Origin of the sequence: Streptomyces pathocidini (genome assembly GCF_001418495.1) — a bacterium.
Taxonomy (GTDB): Bacteria; Actinomycetota; Actinomycetes; order Streptomycetales; family Streptomycetaceae; genus Streptomyces; species Streptomyces pathocidini.
In genome coordinates this window covers 1-4,582 of the sequence record NZ_LIQY01000264.1, presented here as the reverse complement: position 1 = coordinate 4,582, position 4,582 = coordinate 1, and the positions used below count along the sequence as shown (strand labels likewise).

3 protein-coding genes and 1 pseudogene are annotated in these 4,582 nt (G+C 68.8%); all 4 read right to left on the bottom strand.

Features of this window, described 5'->3' with window-relative positions; genetic code table 11:
* Positions 1-64 precede the first annotated feature (64 nt).
* Positions 65-1,237 carry a Gfo/Idh/MocA family protein gene (locus AOK16_RS14315; protein ID WP_055472649.1) on the bottom strand — a complete coding sequence of 391 codons (1,173 nt, stop codon included), beginning with the start codon at positions 1,235-1,237 and terminating at the stop codon, positions 65-67.
* 132 nt (positions 1,238-1,369) lie between these two features.
* Complete coding sequence (locus AOK16_RS14310) at positions 1,370-3,037, bottom strand: extracellular solute-binding protein (protein WP_055472648.1); 1,668 nt, start codon at positions 3,035-3,037, stop codon at positions 1,370-1,372.
* A gap of 111 nt (positions 3,038-3,148) precedes the next feature.
* Positions 3,149-4,012 (bottom strand): carbohydrate ABC transporter permease, encoded by an 864-nt coding sequence (locus AOK16_RS14305; protein ID WP_055472650.1) that lies wholly within the window; start codon positions 4,010-4,012, stop codon positions 3,149-3,151.
* Between the two features lie 167 nt (positions 4,013-4,179).
* Positions 4,180-4,582, bottom strand: a pseudogene (locus tag AOK16_RS14300) (ABC transporter permease subunit); the annotation flags it as partial.

Below are 4,582 nucleotides of genomic sequence, written 5' to 3'. Positions count from 1 at the left end.
GCGGGAACCCCGTGCGGTCGAGCGGTGTATTAACGGCATGAAGGAAAACAACGAGCCTCAGCTGTCAGCCTGCCACCTGCCCCCCGTCGAAGTACGCGATCAGCTCGCGGGCCAGCGGCGGGACGTCGTACGGCGTGCCGCCCTCGCGCAGCGAGCGTGTGGCCATCACGCCCGCCGCCACGCTCATCCGCGCCGCGACCGGCGAGGTGTCCGTGGCCCCGCCCTCGCGGGCGAACCGCAGGAACTCGGTCATGATCCGCTGGTCCCCACCCCCGTGCGAGCCCGCCGCGTCGGGGACGCGGTACGTGATGTCCGGCTCGGCGCGGTAGCCGCTCGGACCGGTGTTCCAGACCTTGATGACATCGCCCGGCCCGTCGCCGAAGTTCTCCAGCCGGCCCTCGGTCCCGATGACCGTGTAGTTGCGCCAGTAGTCGGGCGTGAAGTGGCACTGCTGGTAGGCCGCGATGACCCCGTTGTCGAGCTGCATGTTCAGCACCGACACGTCCTCGACGTCCACCACGTGGTGCAGGTCGCGGCGGGCCGTGGGCGGCCACTCGTACTCCTTCAGCCAGTTGGCCGGGCGCGGGGTGTCCGGCTCGCGGCGCGGCAGGTCGCCGTGGACCATCAGGTCGCCGAGCGCGTTGACGCGCTGCGCGTAGCCCCCGGCCAGCCAGTGGACGACGTCGATGTCGTGCGCGGCCTTCTGGAGCAGCAGGCCGGTGGTGCGGGTGCGGTCGGCGTGCCAGTCCTTGAAGTAGTAGTCGCCGCCGTAGCCGACGAAGTGCCGGACCCATACGGTCTTGGGCTCGCCGATGTCGCCCCGCGCGATGATGTCCCGCATCAGCCGGACGACGCCCATGTGCCGCATGTTGTGGCCGACGTAGAGGCGGGTGCCGGTCTCGTACGCGGTGCGCAGGATCGTGTCGCAGCTCTCCACCGTGATGCCGAGCGGCTTCTCGACGAAGACGGCCTTGCCCGCGCGCAATGCGTCGCAGGCGATGGCCTCGTGGGTGTCGTCGGGGGTGGCGATGACGACGGCGTCGAGCTTGTCGTCGTCCAGCAAGCGGCGGTAGTCCTCGACCGCGTACGCGTCGAAGGCCTCCCCCTCGCACCGCCGCACCTCGGGGTCGAGGTCGGCGACCGCCGCCACGACCGCGCCCTTCCCGGGACGGTGCACGGCGGCGGCCACACTGCGGCGCAGCCCGAGCCCTACGACTCCGATGCGCAAGTCCTCCATGGTTCCCCTCACTTGACTCGCCCCGTCACTTGGCCCACCAGGGCCGGCCCGGCCGGGTGGGCCGGCCACAGCTGCACTGGCCGGGGGCCCGGCTACCCCAGTTCGCCCCAACTTGCCCCAGCTCGCCCCGGCTCACTTCGACTTCGGCTTCGACTTGGACAGGGACTCCTCGTACTCGCCGCGCATCTTGTCCCCGCCGTTGCGGCGGAACTTCTTGACCACGTCCTGGTACTCCGACAGCGGCATGCGGCCCGCGACGATGTCCATGACCCTGTCGTACACGTCGGTGGTGAGCGAACTGCCCTTGTTGGAGAAGGTGTCGGAGAAGTGGCCCTCCGTGGGGTTCGCCTGGCCGATCTCGAGCAGTTCGGTCTCCCAGCCGTGGATGTTCCGGGTCATGTCGGGTTCGCCGGGGATGTAGAGGTACGGCGGCGCGGTGGTCATGGTGGCCAGCGGCTGGGAGGTGGTCAGCGCCACCGCGTTGCCCTTGGTGGTGAACTTGGTGTCGCCGGTCCTGGTCCGCGTGTAGTGGACGTCCTCGACGCCGTTGTCGAGGAAGAGCCGCTCCTCGGTTCCGAACGGCGCGGCAAGGTAGTTGAGCACGTTCAGCAGCATCTCGACGCGCTTCTTGCCCGCGCTCCCGTTGATGGCCGTGAAGGAGCTGATCCAGGTGAGGCCGACGTTCGGCTTCGCGCCTGCTTCGGCGGCGAACGGCCTGATCGTCTCCATCGGGAAATCGTACTGCTTCGCGTCGCTGAGCAGTCCGGTGAAGGAGTTGACATAGGCGCCGAGGTAGCCGCCCTGGATCTTCTCCAGCGTGGTGGTCATGGGGATGTTCAGGTCCGGCCAGAAGAGCTGGGCGCGCCGGCACTTGAGCGCGAACTCGATGGCGGCGAAGTACTCGTCGCTCTCGAACATGTGGACCAGCTTGCCGTCGCGCAGGCCCCAGGTGTTGTGGCCCCCGTACCACTCGTTGAACCGCGCCACATGGTTCACGTACGCCGGCTCCAGCACGTACTTCTTGCGCTTGGTGTCGAGCAGTTCCCTGCCCTTGGCGAGGAAGTCCTCGGCGCTGTCGAACTCCAGGCCGCCGACGGGCTTCCAGAACTCCGGGTTGGCGAGGTACAGCTGCCGGATCCGGGGGTTGGGGAAGGGAATGCCGACGATCTTGCCGTCGATGACCCCGCTCTTCCAGGCCGCTTCCGGGAAGTTGGCGAGGTTCGGGAACTTCTTCACCGCGTCGCCCGACAGGAGCGGAGTCAGGTCGGCGAACTTGGCCGCGACCAGGCCCGGGATCTGCTGGAGGCCCTGGTTCGGCGGGATCCAGACGATGTCGGGGATGTCGCCGCTGGCCACGATGGCGTTGAACTTGGCCCGGTACGCGGTGGACTGGGCGTCGTCGACGACCACAGTCATCTTGAACTCGGAGCCCAAGCGCTTGTTGAGCTCCTGCCAGTACGCGTTGCCGGCCATGCCGGGCGGGGGCGTGGTGAAGGTCTCCGTGAGCGCCGTGATCGGCTTGCCGTCCCCGGGCGGGGTGGGTACGGACTTCACCAGTTCCTTGGGATACCGCAGGTAGCCGGGGTCGACGCCCTTGGCGGCGTCGCCGGGCAGGTCCGGGGGCGCGACCTTCGCGGGCGCGTAGGTCGGCAGCTTCAGCTCGGCCGATGCCTCGGCCCCGTGGCCCGGGGCCGCGCCGGAGTCGGAGCAGCCCGTCAGGGCGCCCGTACTGGCGACGGCCAGGCCCGCCGCGCCCGCGGCCCCTATGAAGCCGCGGCGGTTGAGGTTCTTGGAGGACATGGTGCTCCTTCGTTGCTCGGGCGACCGGGACGGCCTGTTCGGCTTCGGGCCTCAGGCTTCGGCTTCGGGTTTCGGCTTTCGGCCTCGGGTTTCGGCTTCAGACTTTCGGCTTCAGGCTTTGACGGCGCCGGTCAGGACGCCCTTGACGAAGTACTTCTGGAGGAAGGGGAAGACGCAGAAGATCGGCACGACCGCCAGGATCAGCACGGCCATCTGGAGGGCGGTGGAGGGCGGCAGGACCGAGACGCCGAGCGCCTTGGCGTTGAGCGCCTCGCCCTGGACGACGTACGTCCGCAGGATCACCTGGAGCGGGAGCTTGGAGTTGTCGTTGAGGAACAGCACCGCGTTGAAGAAGGTGTTCCAGTACATGACCGCGTAGAACAGGCCGACCACCGCGATCACCGCCTTGGACAGCGGCAGCACGATGCGCCGCAGCACCGCAAAGTCGCCCGCACCGTCCAGCTTCGCGGCCTCGTACAGCTCTTCCGGGATGGACTGGAAGAACGCCCGCACGACGACCACGTTGAACGCGTTGACCAGCACCGGCACGATCAGCGACGCGTACGTGTCGAGCATGCCGAACGCGTCGACCGTCAGATACAGGGGGATGAGGCCCGGCGTGAACAGGAACGTTCCCAGCACCACCAGCAGCAGCGGCTTCGCCGCGACCGTGCCAGGGCGGGACAGGCCGTAGGCAAGCGTGACCGTGCACAGCAGGCTGAGCGCCGTACCCGCGACCGTGATGCCGACGCTCACCAGCGCGGCCTGGGTGACGACGCCTCCGGCGAGGACCACCCGGTACGCCTCCAGGGTGGGGTGATCGGGGAGGAGGACGTACCCGCCGTTGGCGGACAGCTCCTCCTGTGTGGCCAGGCTGGTGCCGAGCGCGAGCAGGAACGGGTACGTGACGACGACCGCGATGACGGCGATGACGAGCGCCTTGCCGCCCCGGCCGAGCGGGGAGGGGCGCTCCATCCAGGGCGGACGCCCGGAAGTGCGGGCGGGCTTGCGGCGGTCGGGCTTGCGGGGGTCGGCCACGGGCGCGGGCCCGTCCGCGCCGGGCATGCGCCGGTTGGAAATGCCTGACATCCGGTGGGAGATGCCGGACCTGCGGTTGGAGGTGCTGGACATACGGGACGCGCTCATCGGTAAACCCCCTGCTCCCCGAAGCGGTGGGCCAGCTTGTTGGCGGCGAGGATCAGGGCGAACCCGATCACGCCCTTCATCAGGCCGGCCGCGGTGCTGATGCCCCAGTCGCCGTCGACGACGCCGTGGAAGTAGACGTAGGTGTCCATGACTTCGGAGGCGTCGGGCCCGACGGCATCTGCTCGAAGCCGACGGTGAGGATGTCGCCGAGCCGCAGGATCAGCAGCATGACGATGACCGGCCGGATGCCCGGCAGGGTGACGTGCCAGATGCGGCGCAGCCACCCGGCGCCGTCCATCGCCGCGGACTCGTACAGTCCGACGTTGATGGCGGCCATCGCGGCGAGGAACATGATCATCCCGTAGCCGCAGTCCTTCCAGATGACCTGGGAGGTGACGA

What these genes read in the sequence shown, in the direction of transcription:
- AOK16_RS14315 (WP_055472649.1), bottom strand. Translation starts at nt 1,237, where the DNA reads ATGGAGGACTTGCGCATCGGAGTCGTAGGGCTCGGGCTGCGCCGCAGT.
- AOK16_RS14310 (WP_055472648.1), bottom strand. Translation starts at nt 3,037, where the DNA reads ATGTCCTCCAAGAACCTCAACCGCCGCGGCTTCATAGGGGCCGCGGGC.
- AOK16_RS14305 (WP_055472650.1), bottom strand. Translation starts at nt 4,012, where the DNA reads ATGGAGCGCCCCTCCCCGCTCGGCCGGGGCGGCAAGGCGCTCGTCATC.